Here is a 20,498-nt window from a genome sequence, read left to right as displayed (position 1 = left end):
CATGACTGCCACCCAAGAGATCACCTTCGAATCCACCTCGCGCTACGCCCAGGTCAGAGATGACATGCGGCTGCACTACCACGAGGCGGGTGACCCGAATGCCCAGACCATCGTGCTGTTGCACGGCGGTGGCCCCGGCGCTTCGAGCTGGTCGAACTTCGGCCGCAACATCGCGGTTCTGGCCGAGCACTACCACGTGCTCGCGGTCGATCAGCCGGGTTACGGGCACTCGGACAAGCACACCGAGCACGAGCAGTACAACCGCTACAGCGCCAAGGCGCTGCTGGGCCTGTTCGACCACCTCGGTCTGCAGGGCCGGATCCCGCTGCTGGGCAACTCGCTCGGCGGCGGCACCGCGGTGCGGTTCGCGCTGGACTACCCGGACCGGGCGGGCAAGCTCATCCTGATGGGCCCCGGCGGCCTGAGCGTCAACCTGTTCGCGCCCGATCCGACCGAGGGCGTCAAGGCCCTGGCGAAGTTCAACTTCGAACCGACGCGCGAGAACCTCGAGGCCTTCATCCGGATCATGGTGTTCGACCAGAAGCTGGTCACCCCGGAACTGGTCGACGAGCGGTTCGCGATCGCCAGCACCCCCGAGTCTCTGGCGGCTACCCGTGCGATGGGTAAGTCGTTCGCGGGTGCGGATTTCGAGCTCGGCATGATGTGGCGCGAGGTGTACAAGTTGCGCCAGCCGGTGCTGCTGATCTGGGGCCGCGAGGACCGGGTCAACCCGCTCGACGGCGCGCTGGTCGCGCTCAAGCAGATCCCGCGGGTACAGCTGCACGTCTTCGGGCAGTGTGGACACTGGGCTCAGGTCGAGAAGTTCGACGAGTTCAACAAACTCACCATCGATTTCCTTGGGGGTTAGCAGATGAGCATCAAGGCACTCGGCTACATGCGCATCGAGGCCACCGACGTGGCCGCGTGGCGCCAGTTCGGCGTGAAAGTGCTCGGCATGGTGGAGGGCGAGGGTTCCATCCCGGACGCGCTCTACCTGCGGATGGATGACTTCGCGGCCCGCTTGGTGATCGTGCCGGGCGACCAGGACCGACTGTTGATCTCGGGCTGGGAGGTCGCCGACGCTCCCGCGCTGCAGAGCCTGCGCGAGAGCCTGTCCAAGGCGGGCGTCGACTTCGTCGAGGGCACCAGGGACGAGATCCGCGAGCGCAGGGTCGAAGGGCTCATCCGGTTCTCCGATCCCGCCGGCAACGTCCTCGAGGCGTTCTACGGTGCGCAGTACCTGGGCCGCCGGTTCGTCAGCCCGTACGGCCACAAGTTCGTGACTGCCGAGCAGGGACTCGGGCACGTGGTGCTGACCTGCAACGACGACGCTGCCGCGCAGGCGTTCTACCAGGATGTGCTGGGCTTCAGGCTACGTGACTCGATGCAGCTGCCGCCGCAGCTCGCGGGCCGCCCAGCCGATGGCGACCCGGTGTGGCTGCGCTTCTACGGCTGCAACCCGCGGCACCACGCGCTGGCCTTCATGCCGATGCCCAACCCGACCGGCATCGTGCACTTGATGGTCGAGGTGGAGAACTCCGACGATGTCGGCCTGTGCCTGGACCGCGCCAACCGTCGCAACGTGAAGATGTCGGCGACGCTGGGCCGGCACATCAACGACAAGATGCTGTCCTTCTACATGAAGACCCCCGGTGGGTTCGACATGGAATTCGGTTGCGAGGGACTGGAAGTCGAGGACGAGAGCTGGATCGCCCGCGAGAGCGTGGGGATCAGTCTCTGGGGCCACGACTTCTCTGTCGGATTCAAGTGATGGCACAGGCTCAGCCGCTCGACCCGCGCACGTTCCGAAATGTGCTCGGCCAGTTCTGTACTGGCGTCACGGTCATCACGACACTTCACGATGACGTGCCGATCGGCTTTGCCTGTCAGTCGTTCGCGGCGCTGTCGCTTGATCCGCCCCTGGTGTTGTTCTGTCCCACCAAGCAGTCGCGGGCGTGGCAGGCCATCGAGGCCAGCGGGAAGTTCTGCGTGAACATGCTGCACGAGAAGCAGCAGCATGTGTCCGCGCAGTTCGGCTCCAAGGCTCCGGACAAGTTCGCCGGGATCGACTGGAGCCCTTCGGAACTCGGTTCACCGGTGATCGAAGGCAGCCTCGCGCACATCGACTGCAATGTGCATTCCGTGCACGACGGCGGCGACCATTTCGTGGTGTTCGGTGCGGTGCACTCGTTGTCGGAAGTGCCCAAGCGCAAGCCGCGGCCGTTGCTGTTCTACCGCGGTGAGTACACCGGGATCGAGCCGGACAAGAACACCCCGGCACAGTGGCGTGACGATCTGGACGCGTTCCTGACGGCCACCACCCCTGACACCTGGCTCTGACTTTTCGTCGCTGACACGACTGGGCCCCCTCCCATCGGGAGGGGGCCCAGTTTGTGTTCCTGCTCCACAGGTTCGTCTGGCAAAGAAACGAACGCATGGGGATTCGCGGACGGTCTGCCCCGATGACCAGGAAGGCTCCCAGTATCGGGAAGCCGATCCCATCAATGCGGTCTGAAGCCGTCAAAATACGCCCCGAACAGGAAATCTGCCGGGCCACCGGCCTCCGACCTGGCGATTGCCAAGTACTTGCCTAGGCAAACGGAATTTAGGGCAGGCATACCTATTGATATTTAGGAAAACCTAAGCTAATTTTTGCTCGTTCCTCAGTCAACTATCAGCTTTCAGGAGTTCTTCGTGCCCCTACCCGCCCTTTCGTCCGGTGATACCCCGGCGGCGAGTCGCAAGGACAAGTTCCTTCTCGCCGGCGTCGCCATGGTCAGCGCCAGCGCCATCGCGGTGACCCCGGTTGCCCAGAACACGACGCTCATCCAGCAGGCTCAGAGCTTCGCCTACGACCTGACGGCGTCGACCATGGACGCGACGGCCTCGCCCGTGGACGTCTACGGGACGCTGTTCAGCAACACATTGGGCAACCTCGAGTCTCTGGGTGCCGCCCTGGCTGCCAATCCGGCGCCGTTGCTGAACCAGGTGCTGGAGAACCAGCTGGGCTACGCGGGCAAGTTCGGTGCGGCGTTCGAGGCCATCCCCACCAACCTGAAGAACTGGTATGAGGGCCCCAACGGGCAGGCGCGGTTGGCGCAGGCGCAGGCCGCACTTGAGGCCGGAGACATCGGCGAGGCGTACCGGTGGTTCAACCACTCCATGCTGTACGCGTTCCAGGGCGCCTTCGGTTCGCTGATCGCTCCCGGGTTCATCCTTTCGGGCATCCCGCGCGGCGGGACCGAGTACCTGACCGGGATCCCGGAGCAGATCGCGCAGAACTTCACGAATCTGATCGGTGCGACCTTCACCTCCAGCGTCGTCGTGAGCGCCCTGTTCCAGGGCGCCTTCGCAACGATCAGCGGCCCGACGTTCGAGCTCGCCCGCGTTGCCGAGGCGATCAGCACCAGCGTCGCCGCGGGCGATATGCAGGGGGCCTTCAACGCCGTCGTGAACACGCCGGGCATCCTCGTCAACGCGGCGCTCAACGGATTCAAGTACTCCGACCCCGACCCGGAGACGGGCACCGGGGGCTACACCGAGTGGCCGGCACTGCTCACCTGGGCCGAGCCCGGCGAGCAGGGTGGCGCCCGGATCGTCGCAGGTCTTCTGCAGAACCTGCTGGTGAACATCCCCAAGAGCCTCGCCGATGCCATCGACAACACCCCGGAAACACCTGCTCCCGCGTCGGCTCCGTCATCGGTGCCCGCGAGCATCTCGGCTCAGCTGGTTTCCGCGTTGGCGCCCAAGGCGGCGTTGACCGTGTCGCCCGTCGAGTCGGTGAAGGAAGCGGCTCCGGCCGTCGAGGCTCCGAAGGCTGAAAGCCCGGTCGAGGCTCCGAAGTCCGAGACCGTGGCTGTTGAGGCTCCGAAGGTCGAAACCCCGGTTGTCGAGGCCGTGAAGGTCGAGACGCCGGTCGCCAGTGCCGTTCCTGCGGCCGATGAGGCTGCCGGAGAGTCCGTCGCCACGCCTGCAACCAGCAAGTCGGCCAATGCCGATGCGAAGGCCACGGGCAAGACCAAGATCACGGACCGGATCAGGGCCAAGATCAGCGAGGCCAAGGAAGCCAAGCAGGCCAAGGCCCAGGAGGCCAAGGAATCGAAGGCCACCGCCAAGGAGAGCACCGCCAAGGAAGCCAAGGCCAAGCCCAAGGCGACCAAGGCCGGGGCTGACAAGTCCAAGGGCTCCAGCGACTCCAAGAAGAGCTCGGGCTCTGACTCGTAATAGGTAGCACGACGCGTAGCTGGGCCCCACCCGTGAGGGTGGGGCCCAGTTGCGTTCGGCGCCGACGTCGAATCCAGCGGTCCCTGACCGGTTGATCAACCCGGCTCTTGACGAACATGGTTGTGCCCTGCCAAGGTTTGATCAATCGATCAAACCGATGGGAAGAGGACACACATGAATGGTCGGGTAGAGGGCAAGGTCGCCCTCGTTACCGGTGCGGCGCGCGGGCAGGGACGCAGCCATGCGCTGCGATTGGCGCAAGAGGGCGCAGACATCATCGCGGTCGACGTCTGCGCCCCGGTCACCGATACCAGTGCGATCCCGGCGTCGACCCCGGACGACCTGGCAGAGACGGCGGATCTGATCAAGGGTCTCGACCGTCGCATCGTCACCGCCGAGCTCGATGTGCGTGACTTCGGCGCGCTCAAAGGGGCCGTCGACAGCGGTGTGGAGCAGCTGGGCCGGCTCGACATCGTGGTGGCGAACGCCGGCATCGGCAACGGTGGCGATGTCCTGCACGAGACCAAAGAATCCGACTGGGACGACATGATCGGCGTCAACCTGTCCGGCGTCTGGAAGACCGTGAAAGCCGCAGTGCCGCACATTCTTTCCGGCGGACGTGGCGGTTCGATCATCTTGACCAGCTCGGTCGGCGGGCTCAAGGCCTATCCGCATACCGGCCACTACATCGCGGCCAAGCACGGTGTGATCGGTCTGATGCGCAGCTTCGCGGTGGAACTGGGGCAGCACTCGATCCGGGTCAACTCGGTGTGCCCGACCAACGTGAACACCCCGATGTTCATGAACGAGGGAACGATGAAGCTGTTCCGTCCCGACCTGGAGAACCCGGGCCCGGACGACATGGCCGTGGTCGCCCAGCTCATGCACGTCCTTCCGGTCGGTTGGGTGGAGCCGGTCGACATCAGCAACGCGGTGTTGTTCCTGGCCTCTGACGAAGCCCGCTACATCACCGGCCTGCCGGTGACAGTCGATGCGGGCAGCATGCTCAAGTAGCTGCTCGATCGCTGCCGAACCGGCGCAGGAATCGCTCGACGAAGGCGCGGAACTCGGCGTGGCCCTCGGTCACGCCGACCGCCTCTTCGTTGCACAGGCTGCGGGCGGACTGCGTGAGCAGCATCGACATCACCACGGGCGGAAAGTCCTCCATGTCCACACCGTGTGCGCGCAGCACGCCGGCCATGGCGGTCGCCTCGATGTCGCGGACCCGCTCGGAGTAGGCCTTGAGTTCGACGCCGATCGCCTTGCGGTGATTGGCCAGGGCCATGAACTCGGTGTTGAGCCCGGTCACCCGTGAGTCGGAGTTGATCAGCCACAGCGCCCGCAGCGGATCGTCGGTGGTGATGGCCTCGCGTAGCCGTACCAGGGCCGCGTCGGCGCCGCTGCGCAGTACCGCGATGTACAGGTCATCGAGGGTGTCGAAATAGTAGTAGACCAACGCCGAACGCACGCCCGCCACGGTTGCGATCCGCCGGGTGGTGGCCGCGGCATACCCCTCGTCTCGGATGACCTGGGCGGTTGCCTCGATGAGGCGCTTGCGGGTGCCCGCGTCCTTCTCTTTGGCGGCGCGTGCGGCAGGCATCAGCACGGCCCCCCAAAGTCATTGCCCGACAACACATATTTCTTGCCGGCTTGGAACCTTGACCGCCGAACGTCGGGGGTGGTAAGCATGAGCCATCCTAACGGTTTGATCGACTGATCAAATTCAGAACTGAGGAAACAGATGCCCGAAGACATGAGTACGGCCCGGGTCCAGGTGGACGCCGGCCTGTGCGAAGGCCATGCACTGTGCATCCAACTTGCCCCTGAGGTGTTCGACCTGTCCGACGACGAGGTGGCCGGCGCTGCCCCGGTGAGCGGGCAGTGGGATCAAGGTACCTGGGACAACGTCAAATCTGCCGTCGACGCCTGCCCGCGCCAGGCGATCAGCCTGCTCAACACCAGCACGAAAGGCCAGTGAGCCATGACCGATCTCGCCTCAGTCGACTATTTCGCCGACCCGGCCGTCGCCCAGGACCCGTACGAGTACTACGAATATCTGCGCAGCAACGGGCCGGTGTTTGCCGAACCGCATCACGGTGTCGTGGCGGTGACCGGCTACCAGGAAGTCATGGCGGCCTTCAAGGACCATGCGTCGTTCTCGGCCGTGAACGCGATCGGCGGGCTGTTCCCGCCGCTGCCCTTCGAGCCCGAGGGCGACGACATCAGCGAGCAGATCGAGGCGCACCGCCATCTGTTCCCGATCCATGAGCACATGGTGGTGATGGACCCGCCGCAGCATGAGCGGGCCCGATCGCTGCTGAGCAAACTGCTCACGCCTCGTCGTCTCAAGGAAAACGAGGACTACATGTGGCAGCTGGTCGATCACCAGCTCGACCAGTTCATCGACAACGGCAAGTGCGAGTTCCTGTCGGAGTACGCCAAGCCCTTCGCCACCTCGGCGATCATCGATCTGTTGGGTGTTCCCGAGGAGGACCGCCCGGAATTCCTTGCCGCACTGGGCGCCGAGCGGCCGGAGGGCAATCGGGTCGGCGCGCTGGACGGTGAGCCGGTGGGTCTCGATCCGCTGCAGTACCTTGACGACAAGTTCGCCGGATACCTCGCCGAGCGCCGGCGCGAGCCGCGTGGCGACGTGCTCTCCGGCATGGCCACCGCCACCTATCCCGACGGCTCGACGCCGGAACTGCTGGAGGTTGTCAAGCCGGCCACCTTCCTGTTCGCCGCCGGGCAGGAGACCGTCACCAAGCTGCTCACCGCCGCCGTGCAGACCCTGGGGGACTACCCGGAGTATCAGCGGACACTGCGCGAGAATCCGGACGGTATCCCGACTTTCATCGAGGAAGCGCTGCGGATGCACGCACCGACGAAGGTAGACTTCCGGCTGGTCCGCAAGACCACCACGCTCGGCGGAGTGCATCTGAAGGCCGGCAGCATCGTGATGCTGTGCCTCGGCGCGGCCAACCGCGATCCTCGCAAGTTCGACGATCCTCACGAATTCCGTCCGGACCGGAAGAACGTCCGCGAACACATCGCCTTCGGCCGCGGCATCCACACCTGCGCAGGGGCACCGCTGGCCCGCGTCGAGGGGCAGATCACCGTGCGCCGCTTGTTGGATCGTATGCGGGACATCAGCATTGACGAATCCGTGCACGGCCCGGCCGGGCAGCGGAATTACAACTACGAGCCGACGTTCTTGCTCCGGGGTCTCACCGAACTGAACATCACGTTCACCCCAGTGAAAGGGTGACCGTCCCGCCGCGGTGATCGGCCTTGTCGAGGATGCTCGACGGCACCCGGAACACCCGGCCGGGTGAGGCCGGCCAGGGCAGGGTCTTCCGGCCGATGACCGTGCCGTCCTGGCGCGCAACCACTTTCGGTATGCGCACCAAGGAGTCGGTCCACAACAGCAGGCGCTGCCGCGCTGGGGCGGGGTCGCCGGGCCGCAGCAAGCCCGGTGCCACCCAGCGCAGCGGGGTCGCAGCCTCGATGCGGATCCCGTCGCCGGGCGTGACCGCGCCGCCCAGGTAGCGACGCACCTGGGCGGCCACATGGCGGCCGTCGAGCGCGGCGATGTCGGCGGTGTCCACCGGGTGCAGCAGGTTGCCGATCGCGAACACCCCTTCCCGGCTGGTCCGCAGCGCGGTGTCGACCACGGGCCCCAGGCTTTTCGGGTCGATGTTGAGCCCCGCGGCGCGGGCCAACTCGTGGTCGGGAATCCAGTCACCGGTGAACACCACGGTGTCGCAGGCCACGATGCGGCGTTGCCCGGTGCGGGTGTTCTCGATCTCGACCCCCACGACAACACCCTTTCCGATGATTCGGACCACCCGGGTGGTCGTGGCGACCTCGACGTCCATCAGCGGGGTGCGGCCCGCGAGGTTGAAGACCGCATACGACTCGGGCGACGGGTATTCGCTTGTCATCAGCGCGGTTTCGCAGCCGGCGTGCTTGAGGGTGAGCACCGCCGAGTAGCTGACCAGTTCGGCTCCGACGATGACGGCGCGCTTGCCCACGCTTCGGTGCTGCAGGTGCACGGTGTTCTGCAACTGTCCGGTGGTGTAGATGCCGCCGGGCCGGTCGCCGGGGATCAGCCGCGCCGGGCGGGCCCGCTCGCGAGCACCGGTTGCCAGGACAATCGCGCGGGCGTCGAGTTGTTCGCGCCCGGCGGGCGAGGTGAGCTCCAGGGACCTCTCGCCGGCCCAGCCGGTGACCATGGTGGCCGTGCGAATCTCGGCCCCGGCCGCCGTGGCCTCACGAACCAGGCGGCGGGCGTATGCCGGCCCGCTGATGAAGGTCTTCATATCGCGGATGCCGTAACCCGGGTGGTCACTGTGGCGGGGAATGCCGCCTGCCTCGGACTCACGTTCCAGCACAACCACATTCAGGCCCGGGCTATTCGCCAGCTCAGCCGCGGCGGTCAGACCCGCCGGTCCTCCGCCGATGATCGCGACGTCGTAGGTGCTCACTGTTTGTTCTCCTGAGATTCCCGCTCGAATACCGACTGCACCTCGGCGCCGCAGAAGAATGCCTGGCAGCGACCGTTCATCACGCGGGTGCGGCGGCGCAGGCCTTCCAGGGCTGCGGGTGGGATGACGGAATGGCAGGCGTCGCGCAGTTCGCCCTCGGTGACGCGTTCGCAGAAGCACACGATCCGGCCATAGGCAGGATCGGCGGCGATCTTCTCAGCCTGCTGATAGGGGCGGGGGAACGCCTCGCCGAGGTTGGGCATCTGTGGCGGATCGGGCAGTTCGTCTGCGGGTACCAGCTCTAGGCCGACCGAGACCAGTTGAGCGCGGGCGTGTTCGGCGATGGCCATGCCCGCAGTGAGGCCGGTGGACCGGATGCCGCCGACCAGCAGGTAATGCTGCGCCGGATCCGCCTCGATCAGGTAGTCGCCGTGGTCGATCGCGGCCCGAAGCCCGGCATAGGTCGCGGTGACCTCTTCGTCGAGGAGCCGGGGCATCAACGCGCGGCCCTTTTCCAGGAGGAACTCGAATCCACTCTCCGAGGTCCCGGTGGCAGTGCGGTCGGTGAGGTCCTCCGAGGTGGGGCCGAGCATGACGTTGCCATAGATGGTGGGGCTGACCAGAACTCCCTTGCCGCGTGAGGTCGGCACCGGCAGCACGATCTTGTCGACGAGCGGTCGCGCCAGCTTGTCGTAGACGATCAGCTCGCCGCGGCGCGGGGTCACGGTGAATCGCGAGAAGCCGAACAGGTTGTCGATGACATCGGCTCCCAGGCCGGCCGCGTTGACCACCCACCGTGTGCGCACAGCGCCGGCGGAGGTGTGCAGAGTGGTGACCCCGTCACCAACCTCGACGCGTTCCACGCGGTGATCGGTCAGCAGGGTGGTGCCCCGGTTGACGGCATCGGTGGCCAGCGCGAGGTTCACCGTCCAGGTGCAGATGATGGATTCGTCGGGCACGGTGAGCCCGCCGAGTGCGCCTGGCCCCAGAGCGGGGACCGCGGCGTAGACGGCCGCGGAATCCACGATCTCGCACCGGTGATACCCGTTGGCTGCGGCTTTCTCCTTCAAACCCGGTAGGGCATCGAGCTGTTCGTCGTCCCAGGCCACCAGGATGGCCCCGGTGTGCTCGACGGGGATACCGGTGCGGCTCGCATACTCGGACAGCAGCTCGTAACCGCGGCTGACCATGGTGGATTCCAGCGTTCCGGGTTTGGCGTCGAACCCAGTGTGCAGGATCGCTGTGTTGGCCTTGCTGGTGCCGTCGCCGACATCGTCGCGGGCTTCGAGCAGGGCAACGGACAGCTGGTGTCCCGACAGCTCACGCGCAATGGCCGAGCCGACGATTCCGGCTCCGATGACCACGACGTCGAATACGTCGGGTCCACTCGGGGTGTTCATGAAATCTCCTGGTGGTACGTGGTCTCGGCGAGTTCGCGCCAGGCCGAGCGGAATTCGGCGGCACGTGCCGCGCTCCAGCGGGGCTCGTAAGTCGCCGACGGGGTCCAGTCGGTGACGACGTCGGCCACCGACTTCTCAGGTGCCAGGCTGAGTCGGGCCAGCGCGGCCGCGCCAAGGGCGGTGGCGTGCGCCGAGGGATAGACGTCGACGGGCACCTGCAGGATGTCGGCGCAGACCTGCATCAGCACAGTGGACTGGGTGAGCCCGCCGTCGGCCCGCAGCCGGGTCAGTGGCGGCGCATCGGCATCGATCGCCGCGACCAGCTCGGCGACCTGTGCGGCGATGCCCTGTAGAACCGCCAGCACGATGTGTCCGCGCCCGGTTGACAGGGTCATCCCCGAGATCGTCGCGGTGGCTTGCGATTTCCACCACGGCGCAGCCAGCCCGGCCAGCGCGGGAACGCACAGCACGCCTCCGTTGTCGGATTCTGCGACGGCGTCCATCTCGGCGGCGCCGCTGATCACACCGAGCGAGGTCAGCCATTTGACGGCCGACGCCGCGGTGTAGACCTGGCCGTCGATGCAGAACGAGTCGACGCCACCGACCCGCCAGGCCACCGACGACGTCAGGCCCGTGGTCGAACGCACCGGGGTGGTCCCGGTGTTCGACAGCAGGAAGGCACCCGTACCGAACGTGCATTTGGCCATGCCGGATTCGAGGCACGCCTCGGCCAGCAGTGCGGCCTGCTGGTCCACCACGATCCCACCGACCGGGGTGTCCGAACCGAAAGCCGATGTGGTGCCGACGATCTCGTCATTCGCTGCGATCCGGGGCAGACGTTCGCCGTCCAGGCCGAACAGCGCCAGCAGATCGGGACTCCAGTCCTGAGCACCGAGGTCCACGGCGGCCGAGCGGCTGGCCGTCGTGGCATCGGTGACGAACTCGCCGGTGAGCTGGTGCAGCAGCCAGGTATCCGAGGTCGTCACGACGCCGGTGGACTCGACATTGCGGCGCAGCCAGGCCATCTTCGGTGCCGAGAAGTACGGGTCGAGCACCAATCCGGTTCGCGTGGCGATCATGTCGGCTTGCCCGGCGAGGTCCGCGCACAGGGATTCGGCGCGCCGGTCCTGCCACACGATGGCCGGGCTGAGCGGGCGGCCGGTATCGGGATCCCAGACCAGCACGGTCTCGCCCTGATTCGCCAGAGACACCGCGTGAACTGGCCGGCCGGCCTGCTCGAGGGCGGCGCGACCGGCGCCGAGCACGGACTGCAGCAGTTCAGCCGGATCCTGCTCGACGCCGCCGCCGTCGAGGTAACGCGGGTGTACCGGCACCTCGGCCAAGCCGACCACACCCTGTTCGGGGTCGACGACGATCGCCTTGGTCCCCGAGGTGCCTTGGTCGATGGCCAGAACGGTCATTTCACGGGTTCCTCGACTGCGCCGGCGACCTCGTCCAATTCGGCGTCGATCGAGGCCAGCTCGGGCATCTTGAGACCTTCCTTGCCGCGGGTGACCAGCAGGTACCCGAGGTAGACCGCACCGATCGCGACCATGGCCAGGACGTACAGCCACGGATCTTTGAACGACGCGTCGCGGAACAACGAGAGCTCGAACACCAGCCACACCACAGCCACCACGAGAACCGGAACCTCCCAGCGTCCCAGGCTGAATCCCGCACTCGCGGGCAGCTTCTTGCGGGTCGCGATGTAGAGCGCGATGGTGATGGCGTAGATGGATGCGGGCAGCAGGGTGGCCGCGGAGAACAATTTGAACAAGGCGTCGGTGCTCGTGGAGAAGATGCCGAGGATCACCGCCGAGGTGGCCGCCATGAACACGGTGGCGTTGGCCGGGGTACGGAACCGCGGTGAAACCTTGTGCAGCAGCTGCCAACCCGGGAAGCGCTGATCACGTGACATCGCCCAGACCAGACGCACGCCGCTCATCAGGATCACCAGGCCGCAGGCGAAGATCGCGATCGCCACCAGCACGAGCAGTGCGGTGCCGACGAAGGAGCCGAGGATGTCGCGGATCACGTCGGCGATCGGGGTGCCCGACTGGGCCAGCGTGGTCGGATCGTTGACGGCGGCGGTGACCACCAGCAGGAACAAGAAGCCCAACACGCCTGAGGCCAGCACCGCCTGCCACATGGCGCGTGGCACAACGATTTCGGGCTTCTTGGTTTCTTCGGCCAGATTGGCGGCGGATTCGAAGCCGACGATGGTGAAGGCGCCGAGCAGGAAACCGAGCATCCACGGGCCCACCGAGGTGGCGGTGCCGAAGCTCCAGTACCCCTCGGCGGGGACGTCGCCGCGGGAGAACAGGTTGCCGACGGAGAGCTTGTGTGCGATCACGCCGACGATGAACAGCAGCACCACCAGCGCCACCATGCCGATCAGTTCCGCGGTCACGGCAAAGTTGTTGACCCGCTCGGTCCATTTGGTCGACAGCCCGACCAACAATGCCTGCAGGAACAGGACGGCGGCGGTGATCTCGAACGACGTTATGGGGGTTCCGGTGAAGTCGAATAGTGCGGGTACCACGGTGGCGGCCACGGTGTAATCGACCGCGACCACCACGATCGCCAGGAACGTGAACGAGATCCAGCCGGTGATCCAGCCGAGAATCGGGTTCGCCAGCCGCGACACCCACTGATAGGCGTAGCCGGTCACCGGGATCCGGGCGGCCAGCGAGCCGAGCAGCAGGGCTACCGCGACCTGGCCGACGATCACAATGGGCCAGGTCCAGATCCCCATGGGGCCGGAGCTGTTGAGCACGCTGCCGTAGGTGGTGAAGATGCCGGTGGCGATCGAGACGAAGGCGAAGGCCACAGCGAACGAGGCGAATTTACCGGTGCCGCGTTCCAGTGTCTCGGTGTAGCCGTACGGCGATGTGGAAGAATTTGTCATTGATCGAGCTTTCTGAGGGAAATCGACTGTTTCGCGAAGGAATTGCTCGGTCCGCGGGCGACGCTGCAACGTCGCCCGCACCCGTTTCAGGCGCTTGCCGGCCGCGCCGGCATGACCACACCTCCCGTCTCTTCGAGTGCCGCGGCCACGGCCGGGTCGGTGTTCTGGTCGGTGATCAGTCCGTTGACGGCGCTGAGATCGCACACGCGGTACGGCGCCACCTGCCCGAGCTTGGACGAGTCGGCCAGGATGTAGCTGCGGGCGCTGTTGGCGATGATCGTGCGGCGCACGTCGATCTCGTCGAGATGGAAATCGGTGAGCCCGGCTACCGCGTCCACCCCACCGGACCCGAGCAGGGCGATGTCGGCGTAGACGTCGGTGAAGAAGGACTTCGTGTGGGCATTCGAGCAGGCCAGGTCGCCGGCCCGGACCCGTCCGCCGGCCAGCAGCAGCTCGATTCCCGAGCGGTCGGCGAGTTCCACCGCGACCGGCAGCGACGGGGTGATCACCGTGCCGGTGAACGCGCGCGGGATCGCCTGGGCGACGGCGACGGCTGTGGTCCCGATGTCGATGATCACCGTCTGACCGTTTTCGAGCAGCCCCGCGGCGACCCGGGCCAGCTGGGCCTTGGCTTGGTGGCGAATCGTCGTGCGCTCGGAATATGAGGGCTCGATGGGGCGGTGGTCGGCGACCGCGGCTGCGCCCCCGTGTACCCGGCGCAGTGCCCCGCGTTCTTCGAGAAATGCCAGGTCGCGGCGGACGGTCTCAGCCGAAACCCCGAGGCGGCGGACCAGCTCGTCGGTGCTGATGGCCTGGGCGGTGCCTACCGCCTCGACGATCGCCTCATGGCGCTCAACCGGCAGCACGGTTGACCGTCGATGTGGATTTCTGACCGAACATGACGGTTATTGTGGGGTGTGGTGTGGCCCACGTCAACCGGAGCCGGGAAATCCGTCCACCGTGTGCCCGTACCCGGCCATGATGTCGCGCAGCTGGGTATCGCCGACGCGCGCGATGAACCTCAGCACCGCGGGCCCGTTGCCGTCGTCGATCGTGGGGTCGGCTCCGGCGGCCATCAGCACCGCCACGATGTCGGCCCGTTTCCCGGTCGTATTGCGCACGGCCCGATAGAGCGGCGTGCAACCGTCTTCGGCGACGGCGTTCACGTCCGCGTTTGCCTCGAGCAGGATCCTCACGATGTCGACGCTGTCGCTCTGGGCGGCGAAGTGCAGCGGCGTCATCCCGACGTTTTCGACGGCGTTGACGTCAGCACCCAACGCGAGCAGTCGCGTGGTGTTCTCGATCCGAAACTGGTTGCCGATCCGGAAGTTCTCGGCCGCGAGCTGCGGGTCTTTGAGGGCGGCCGTGTAGTTGAGACCAACCGGGTCGTTGGTGACGGCGTAGTGCAGTGCCGTGCGGCCCGCACGATCGGTACCGACGGGATCATCGCGGGGCACCACTCTGCGGTCGTTTCGGCGGCCAGGAGTGAACCTGAACTTCACCGAAAAACCGTATCAACGCACGGCGATCCGGATGTTCTTTACTTGCTGAAACTCGTTCAGGCCCTCGATGCCGCCGGTCCGCCCCGAGCCGCTCTGCTTGTAACCGCCGTACGGGCCCTGGGGTGAGATGTCGCTGAACTGGTTGATCCACACCGATCCGGATTCCAGCCGGCGGGCCACCCGATGGGCCCGGTTGAGATCGGTCGTCTGGACGAAGGCGTTCAGGCCATAGGGGGTGTCGTTGGCGATCCGCACGGCCTCGTCCTCCTCGCGGAACCGCATCACCGAGACGACGGGTCCGAAGGTCTCCAGTTGCGCGAGTTCCGAGGAGTTGTCCACATCGCCGAACACCGTCGGTTCGACGTAGTAGCCCTCGCTGTCTATCGGCTTGCCGCCCACCAGCAACTCACCCGCACCGCCGGTTACCGCGGTATCGACGGCCGTCAGGATCCGGTCGGCGGCGGCCTGACTGATCACCGGTCCGAACGTGGTCGCGGGGTCCATCGGGTCGCCGATGTTGGCCGTGCCGATGACGCCGAGGAACTTCTCCAGGAACTCGTCGTAGACCGCGTCGTGGACCAGTATCCGGCTCGCGCATGCGCAGCTCTGTCCTGATTGCATGAGCGGGCCCTGGTGGGCCGACAGCGATGCGGCCAGATCGAGGTCGGCATCGGCGAAGATGAGGTTGGCGGATTTTCCGCCCAGTTCGGTGACCACCGGAGTGAGATTGGTTGCGGCGGCCTGCAATACCTTGCGCGCCGTACCACCGCCACCGGTGAAGGCGATCTTGCCGATGCCGGGATGACGTACCAACGCGTCGCCGCCCTCGGCGTCGGCCGGTACGACGGTCACCAGCCCCTCGGGCAGTCCGGCCTCCAGACAGAGCTCGCCGAAGCGCAGTGCCGCGAACGGGGCGAGCTCGGATGGTTTGAGGACGACGGCATTGCCGGCGGCCAGCGCCGGAGCGACGCACGATCCGGTGACGACCAGAGAGCCGTTCCACGGGGTGATGACACCGACGACGCCATAGGGCTCACGCTCGACGAGGTTGATGTCGAACGATCCGTTGACCGGTGTCGTCACCCCGTGCGGCTTGTCGGCATAGCCCGCGAAATGTCGCAGGAACCGCTCCAGAAGCATTGCGGTGCCTGCGAACGAGATCGGCACCCCATAGTCGGCCACGTTGAGCTTCGCGAGCTCGTCGAGGTGGTCGTGCACCACGTCGGCCAGGTCGATCAGCAGGTCGCGGCGCCGGTCGACGGTCAGTGAGACCCATTCCCGCTGTGCCCTTGCCGCGGCCGCTACCGCTTCGTCTATCTCGGCGGTTCCGGCCAGGTCCACGGTTCCGTTCGGCCGGCCGGTCGCCGGGTAGATGTGCTCGAACTTCATGCCTCGGCGTTCTCTTCCTCAAGAACACGTTGCTGCTGATCTCGGATCACCTGGTTGAGGTTCGATGCCTTGGGCCATCCGTAGTAGGCCGCGAAATGCAGTGCCAGTTCGTCCATTTCCTCGAAGGAGACGTCGCGGCTCTTGAGTGCGGCGTAGACGTGGCTGAGGATCGGCAGCGGCGCATCCTGAAAGGCCACGCAGGCCACCGTCACCAGGCGTCGTTCCTTCATGCCGAGTCCGGGCCGCAGCCACATCTCTCCGAAGACGAAGTTGAGGATGCCTGCGCCGGAGTACGGGTTGTCCCGGGTCGGGGCGAACGGGATGCAGTTGATGTCCCGGAAGGACTGCTCGCCGCAGACCAGCCGTTCCTCCGGATCGCTCGGTGTCGGTAGCGGCAGCAGCGGTTCGGGTGCGGGCGGGGTCAGCCCCCGTTCACGGTGGATCCGGTCCCACTGCTCGTCGACCATGATGTTGAACCGCGAGGCCTTGGGCCACCCGGCGTACACCGCGAAATGCAGGACGGTCTCCCGCATCTCGACGATTGACAGGTCACCGCTGTTGAGCGCGGCGTACACGTGGTCGCGCAACGGCCCTTCGGCGTCGGCTGCCGCGACGCACGGCAGCGTGACGAACCGCCGGTCCCGGCGGCTCAGCGCGGTGCGCGGCCACACCTCGGCGAACACGAAGTCGATGAGATTGGCGGTTGCCGGGCTGCTGTCTGACGGAGCCGCGAAAGTCATCACCTCGGCGAACTCGCGCCTGCCCCGCTCGGCCCGGGTATCGGCGGCGGTCATCGGATCGTCGCCCCGGCGTCGACCTTGAACTCCAGTCCGGTGACGTGCCGGGCTTCGTCGGAGATGAGGAACAGCACCGCATTGCTGATGTCGAGTGCGTCGGTCATCTGGATCGGCAGCGCGTTCTGGAAGATCGGCCCAAGGTCTTGACGGGTCTCGTGGATCAGGGTGTGCAGGGTGTCGGGTCGCAGCCCGGTGGCGACGCCGGTCGGATGCACGGTGTTGACCCGGACATTCACCGCGGCAAGCTCATTGGCCAGCGCGCGGCTCATGCCGACCACCCCGTGTTTGGACGCGGTGTAGGGCGTGTGCAGCGGTGATCCCTTGATCCCGGCCACCGAACTGACGTTGATCAGACTGCCGCCGCGTTCCACCAGATGCGGCAGCGCGGCCGAGCAGGTGTTCCAGGTGCCGATCAGGTTGACGTCCACGACGGTGCGCCATTGTTCGGCGGTGGTGGTGTCCCAGGTGCCCGCGGTCAGGACGCCGGCGTTGGCGACCGAGGCGTCCAGGCCGCCCAGCTTCTCGACGCCGTCGGCGACTGCGGCGCTCAATGCCTCGCCGTCGCGCACGTCGGCCACATAGGTCAATGCCTGACGGCCGAATTCGGCGACGAGGCGGGCGGTTTCGTCCAGGTCAGCGCGCGTTGCCAGTGGATACTCCACCTCTGGCAACGACTCACAGATGTCGACGAGGATCACGTCGGCGCCCTCTTCGGCCAGACGTACTGCGTGGCTTCGGCCCATACCGCGTGCTGCGCCGGTGATCAACACGCGCTTGCCGGTGACGCGCCCCATCAGAGCTTGTTCGTGAAGCCGGCGTCGACGGGGAGGGTGACCCCGGTGACGTATTTGGCAGCGTCGGAAACCAGGTAGCTGATCGTCGCGCTGATGTCCTCGGGCTCCAGCAGTGAGACCGGCATCGGGTTCTGCAGGTGCGGACCGCCATCGGGGTAGTTCTCCAGGAACGCCGTCATGGCCGGGTTGACCGCCATCATGGTGTTCACCGCGGTGGGGTGCACGGTGTTGACCCGGATGCTGTGCGGGGCAAGGGCATTGGACAGGGTACGCATCAGTCCGACGATGCCGTGCTTGGATGCCGCATAGCCCAGGCCGCCGCCCTGCATGCCGCCGAAGCCGCGCAGTCCGGCGGTGGAACTGGTGAACACGATCGACCCGCCGCGTCCGCCTGCGATGAGGTGGGGGATGGCGGCCTTGGCGGTGTGGAACGAGCCGACCAGGTTGACGCCGACCGCATCGGACCACATCTCGAGGTCTTCTTCGATGGTCACCTCACGAAACGCGGTCGGGGCGACGCCGGCATTGGCGAGCACGATGTCCAGTCGGCCGAACTGCTCGACCCCCGCATCGAGTGCGCTCTTGACGGCGTGGAAGTCGCGCACGTCGGCGACCGATCCGAGCATCTTGCCGCCGGCTGCTTCGACCAGGGCGATGGTCTCGTCGAGCTCGTCGCGGCCGGCCATCGGGTACGGGTTGGATGCGATGTCCGCGCAGATGTCCACCCCGATGATGGCTGCGCCCTGCTTGGCAAGCGTCACCGCGTGACTGCGCCCCTGGCCTCGGGCTACCCCGGTGATGAAGGCGACTTTTCCGTCCAGATTCCCCATTGATCCTCGCTTCGCTCGAATGGGTGTAACCGTGTTACAGCGGTACGGTAACGTGGTTACTCTCCGGCGGCAAGGGTGTTCTCGAAGTGGCAGATGAGCGTGATCGGATCCTCGACATCGTCGTGGAGATCCTCGAGTCCGAGGGTTATGAGGCCGTGCAACTGCGGGAGGTGGCGCGCCGGGCCAAGACCTCGCTCGCCACGATCTACAAGCGCTACTCCACCCGCGACGAGCTGATCCTGGCCGCGCTCGATTCCTGGATGGCGGAGAACCGGTATTCGGGAGTGGCCGGTCAGACGCGCGCACCGGGGGAATCGCTGTACGAGGCGCTGATGCGGATGTTCCGCACCATCTTCGAACCCTGGGAGAAGCACCCGGACATGCTCAGGGCGTACTCGCGGGCCCGGGCCGCGCCGGGTGGGGATCGTCTGGTGCGCCGCGGCCTCGACGCGGTGGTGCCTGCGGGCCTGTCCATCCTGTCCGGCGTCGACGAGGAGTTCGTGCACGATCTCGACAACATCCTGACGAGCTTGGTGTTCGGATTGGTGGGCCGCTTCACGGCGGGCGAGATTGCCATCGCCGATATCCTGCCCAGCCTCGACCGGACGGTCTTCTGGCTCACCGCGGGGTACGAGTCCGGGCGTTAGCCGATCTGCGCGCCGATGAACTCCACGATCTCCGCGGCCACCTCGCGGTGCACGGACTCGTTCAGAATGTCGTGGCGGCCGCCGTCAAACTCCTTGAACTGCAAGGGTTCTATCTGCTCGGCGTAGGCCTTGACCGCGCCGGCCGGAGCGATGACATCGGCCGAGCCATGCAGGGCCAGGGTTGGCACCGTGAGGCCGGGCAGTTCCGCGCCGAACCGATCCCAGGCCCGGTCCAGCTCGCGGGTGAGCGCGGCGCCGTCGGCGTCGACGAAGGCCAGCGGGTCGTTCTCCAGGCTGTCGAGGTAGAACGGATCGGACGAGAGCCACTTCGGATCCAGGTCCAATGAGGTGTCCGGGTCGACCATTTCGGGGATCGGCACCAGCGGCGCACCGGAGATGATGCCGGCCCGGTAGCGAGTGGGTTCGCCGAGCAGCCGGAACAGCGTGACCACCGAGCCGAACGAATGTCCTTGCGCCACCAGCGGTATGCCCGGGGTGTCGCGTTCGGCGAGGGCGCTCAGAGCGTCGGCCAGCGCCGAACTGTCCTCGATGGTGCCGAAATCCCCTCGGGTGCCCGGGGTCAGTCCGTGGCCGAACTGATCGACCGCCCACAGGTCGATGCCCGCGGCGTTGAGTGCGAAGCCGTAGCGGTGATAGACCCCGGTGTGCTCACCGAACCCGTGCAGAAAGATGACGGCTGCGCGGGGCTGCGGGGTGGCCCAGTGCCGGTAGTAGGCGCGCCCGCGGTCGTGCTCGATGAATGGCATACCTCTCACTGCAGCAAGGTCGAAGCTCGGCCGCAAGGATTTGGCTCAGCGATCAGTCGAACGGTGGTCGCCAGCGCAGTCCGGGGAAGCGTGCGAACGCGCGGTCGGTGGTGATCCAGGTGGCGCCGTTCTCAATGGCCAGCGCGGCGTGATAGGCGTCGGGAACGGCATTCGCCTTTGCGCCGGTATCGGTGCACAGCGAGCCGAAGATGCTCCAATGGCGAGGCCCGGGGCGCAGCGGCACCGCCGACGGTGCGGATCGGATCGCCCGGCAGGCGTCGAACGCCTGAATGGTGGAACTCGGTTCCTGGAATACCCGGTGATTGGTCAGCAGTCGAATCACGCCGGAGAGCACCAGATCGCTGATGCCAACGGGTTCGTCCGCGGTGAGTGCACCCGAAAGCCATGCGGCGTACTGCTCATGGTCGACGCTGTCCTCGCGGATGGCGTAGATCAGGATGTTCACGTCAGGGAGAAGCATTATCGCCCAGTAGTTCGGCGAGGGCTTCTTTGTCGTCGAGGTCCACTCCCGGACGCAGGCCCCCGCTGCCGTGCGTCGGCAACCGAAACTCTGGTGTGCCGGTCTCGCCGGCTACCCGCGTCAGCATCTCCCGTAGCGCATCCTCCACCACCGAGCCGAGGGAGCGTGACGTGCGCGCCGCGACGATCTTTGCCTCGGCCAGCAGGGCGTCGTCGATGTTGACAGTGGTGCGCACACGCACATCATAACATCAGGGCTGTGCATCATGATGCGTC

Annotated in this window: 22 protein-coding genes; 8 read left to right on the top strand and 14 right to left on the bottom strand. The window is 66.3% G+C overall.

The genetic code is table 11. From position 1 onward, the window contains the following. Position 1 precedes the first annotated feature (1 nt). From hsaD to AC4ELH_RS24860, 5 genes are all read left to right on the top strand, one after another. Positions 2–868: a 4,5:9,10-diseco-3-hydroxy-5,9,17-trioxoandrosta-1(10),2-diene-4-oate hydrolase gene (gene hsaD / locus AC4ELH_RS24880; RefSeq protein WP_055117946.1), complete on the top strand. Its 867-nt coding sequence runs from the start codon at positions 2–4 to the stop codon at positions 866–868. 3 nt (positions 869–871) lie between these two features. After that, on the top strand, positions 872–1,771 hold the full coding sequence (gene hsaC, locus AC4ELH_RS24875; protein WP_498887387.1) for an iron-dependent extradiol dioxygenase HsaC: 900 nt from the start codon (positions 872–874) through the stop codon (positions 1,769–1,771). Further along, positions 1,771–2,340, top strand: coding sequence for a 3-hydroxy-9,10-secoandrosta-1,3,5(10)-triene-9,17-dione monooxygenase reductase subunit (gene hsaB, locus AC4ELH_RS24870; protein ID WP_498887385.1), 570 nt, complete (start codon positions 1,771–1,773; stop codon positions 2,338–2,340). Before hsaC ends, hsaB begins: the two co-directional genes overlap by 1 nt. Before the next feature lie 354 nt (positions 2,341–2,694). Further along, on the top strand, positions 2,695–4,224 hold the full coding sequence (locus AC4ELH_RS24865; RefSeq protein WP_498887384.1) for a hypothetical protein: 1,530 nt from the start codon (positions 2,695–2,697) through the stop codon (positions 4,222–4,224). A 174-nt stretch (positions 4,225–4,398) separates the two neighbouring features. Next, positions 4,399–5,238: a mycofactocin-coupled SDR family oxidoreductase gene (locus tag AC4ELH_RS24860; protein ID WP_448445534.1), complete on the top strand. Its 840-nt coding sequence runs from the start codon at positions 4,399–4,401 to the stop codon at positions 5,236–5,238. Here AC4ELH_RS24860 and AC4ELH_RS24855 read toward each other — a convergent pair. Next, positions 5,231–5,824 (bottom strand): TetR/AcrR family transcriptional regulator, encoded by a 594-nt coding sequence (locus AC4ELH_RS24855; protein WP_448445536.1) that lies wholly within the window; start codon positions 5,822–5,824, stop codon positions 5,231–5,233. The two genes, AC4ELH_RS24860 and AC4ELH_RS24855, sit on opposite strands and share 8 nt — an antisense overlap. Positions 5,825–5,965: 141 nt before the next feature. On the opposite strand from AC4ELH_RS24855, the gene AC4ELH_RS24850 reads away from it, so the two are divergent. Continuing rightward, positions 5,966–6,202 carry a ferredoxin gene (locus tag AC4ELH_RS24850; RefSeq protein WP_236734795.1) on the top strand — a complete coding sequence of 79 codons (237 nt, stop codon included), beginning with the start codon at positions 5,966–5,968 and terminating at the stop codon, positions 6,200–6,202. A gap of 3 nt (positions 6,203–6,205) precedes the next feature. After that, complete coding sequence (locus AC4ELH_RS24845) at positions 6,206–7,489, top strand: cytochrome P450 (protein ID WP_498887383.1); 1,284 nt, start codon at positions 6,206–6,208, stop codon at positions 7,487–7,489. Here AC4ELH_RS24845 and AC4ELH_RS24840 read toward each other — a convergent pair. The 10 genes from AC4ELH_RS24840 to AC4ELH_RS24795 form a co-directional block, all read right to left on the bottom strand. Next, on the bottom strand, positions 7,470–8,708 hold the full coding sequence (locus AC4ELH_RS24840; protein ID WP_498887381.1) for an NAD(P)/FAD-dependent oxidoreductase: 1,239 nt from the start codon (positions 8,706–8,708) through the stop codon (positions 7,470–7,472). The genes AC4ELH_RS24845 and AC4ELH_RS24840 overlap by 20 nt on opposite strands. Beyond that, positions 8,705–10,108 carry an NAD(P)/FAD-dependent oxidoreductase gene (locus AC4ELH_RS24835; protein ID WP_498887379.1) on the bottom strand — a complete coding sequence of 468 codons (1,404 nt, stop codon included), beginning with the start codon at positions 10,106–10,108 and terminating at the stop codon, positions 8,705–8,707. Before AC4ELH_RS24835 ends, AC4ELH_RS24840 begins: the two co-directional genes overlap by 4 nt. Beyond that, positions 10,105–11,529: an FGGY family carbohydrate kinase gene (locus AC4ELH_RS24830; RefSeq protein WP_498887378.1), complete on the bottom strand. Its 1,425-nt coding sequence runs from the start codon at positions 11,527–11,529 to the stop codon at positions 10,105–10,107. Before AC4ELH_RS24830 ends, AC4ELH_RS24835 begins: the two co-directional genes overlap by 4 nt. Continuing rightward, positions 11,526–13,016: an amino acid permease gene (locus AC4ELH_RS24825; RefSeq protein ID WP_448445546.1), complete on the bottom strand. Its 1,491-nt coding sequence runs from the start codon at positions 13,014–13,016 to the stop codon at positions 11,526–11,528. Before AC4ELH_RS24825 ends, AC4ELH_RS24830 begins: the two co-directional genes overlap by 4 nt. 86 nt (positions 13,017–13,102) lie before the next feature. After that, positions 13,103–13,882 (bottom strand): DeoR/GlpR family DNA-binding transcription regulator, encoded by a 780-nt coding sequence (locus AC4ELH_RS24820; protein ID WP_448445548.1) that lies wholly within the window; start codon positions 13,880–13,882, stop codon positions 13,103–13,105. A gap of 66 nt (positions 13,883–13,948) precedes the next feature. After that, entirely contained in the window at positions 13,949–14,518 is a 570-nt protein-coding gene (locus AC4ELH_RS24815) for an ankyrin repeat domain-containing protein (RefSeq protein ID WP_498887375.1), read from the bottom strand. Between the two features lie 12 nt (positions 14,519–14,530). Continuing rightward, a complete protein-coding gene (locus tag AC4ELH_RS24810; protein ID WP_498887374.1) occupies positions 14,531–15,907 on the bottom strand; it encodes an aldehyde dehydrogenase family protein in 1,377 nt (458 codons plus the stop codon). Further along, a complete protein-coding gene (locus AC4ELH_RS24805; protein WP_064958082.1) occupies positions 15,904–16,701 on the bottom strand; it encodes a carboxymuconolactone decarboxylase family protein in 798 nt (265 codons plus the stop codon). The genes AC4ELH_RS24810 and AC4ELH_RS24805 overlap by 4 nt, the downstream gene beginning before the upstream one ends. After that, complete coding sequence (locus tag AC4ELH_RS24800; protein WP_498887373.1) at positions 16,698–17,498, bottom strand: mycofactocin-coupled SDR family oxidoreductase; 801 nt, start codon at positions 17,496–17,498, stop codon at positions 16,698–16,700. Before AC4ELH_RS24800 ends, AC4ELH_RS24805 begins: the two co-directional genes overlap by 4 nt. Further along, positions 17,498–18,328, bottom strand: coding sequence for a mycofactocin-coupled SDR family oxidoreductase (locus tag AC4ELH_RS24795; protein ID WP_498887371.1), 831 nt, complete (start codon positions 18,326–18,328; stop codon positions 17,498–17,500). Before AC4ELH_RS24795 ends, AC4ELH_RS24800 begins: the two co-directional genes overlap by 1 nt. Before the next feature lie 86 nt (positions 18,329–18,414). Here AC4ELH_RS24795 and AC4ELH_RS24790 point away from each other — a divergent pair, with 86 nt between their 5' ends. After that, positions 18,415–18,975 carry a TetR/AcrR family transcriptional regulator gene (locus AC4ELH_RS24790; protein WP_498887369.1) on the top strand — a complete coding sequence of 187 codons (561 nt, stop codon included), beginning with the start codon at positions 18,415–18,417 and terminating at the stop codon, positions 18,973–18,975. Here AC4ELH_RS24790 and AC4ELH_RS24785 read toward each other — a convergent pair. From AC4ELH_RS24785 to AC4ELH_RS24775, 3 genes are read right to left on the bottom strand one after another with little or no spacing between them, the layout of a single operon-like run. Then, the gene (locus tag AC4ELH_RS24785; RefSeq protein WP_498887367.1) at positions 18,972–19,742 is read right to left on the bottom strand and encodes an alpha/beta fold hydrolase; all 771 of its coding nucleotides are present in this window, start codon (positions 19,740–19,742) and stop codon (positions 18,972–18,974) included. The genes AC4ELH_RS24790 and AC4ELH_RS24785 overlap by 4 nt on opposite strands. Positions 19,743–19,794: 52 nt before the next feature. Next, on the bottom strand, positions 19,795–20,223 hold the full coding sequence (locus tag AC4ELH_RS24780; RefSeq protein ID WP_448445560.1) for a type II toxin-antitoxin system VapC family toxin: 429 nt from the start codon (positions 20,221–20,223) through the stop codon (positions 19,795–19,797). Continuing rightward, positions 20,210–20,458: a type II toxin-antitoxin system VapB family antitoxin gene (locus AC4ELH_RS24775; RefSeq protein ID WP_448445562.1), complete on the bottom strand. Its 249-nt coding sequence runs from the start codon at positions 20,456–20,458 to the stop codon at positions 20,210–20,212. Before AC4ELH_RS24775 ends, AC4ELH_RS24780 begins: the two co-directional genes overlap by 14 nt. Positions 20,459–20,498 lie beyond the last annotated feature (40 nt).

The sequence above is a fragment of the Mycobacterium shunyiense genome, from assembly GCF_058270075.1.
The sequence above is the reverse complement of the archived record's forward strand: the minus strand, read 5'-3'. Positions and strand labels throughout refer to the sequence as shown.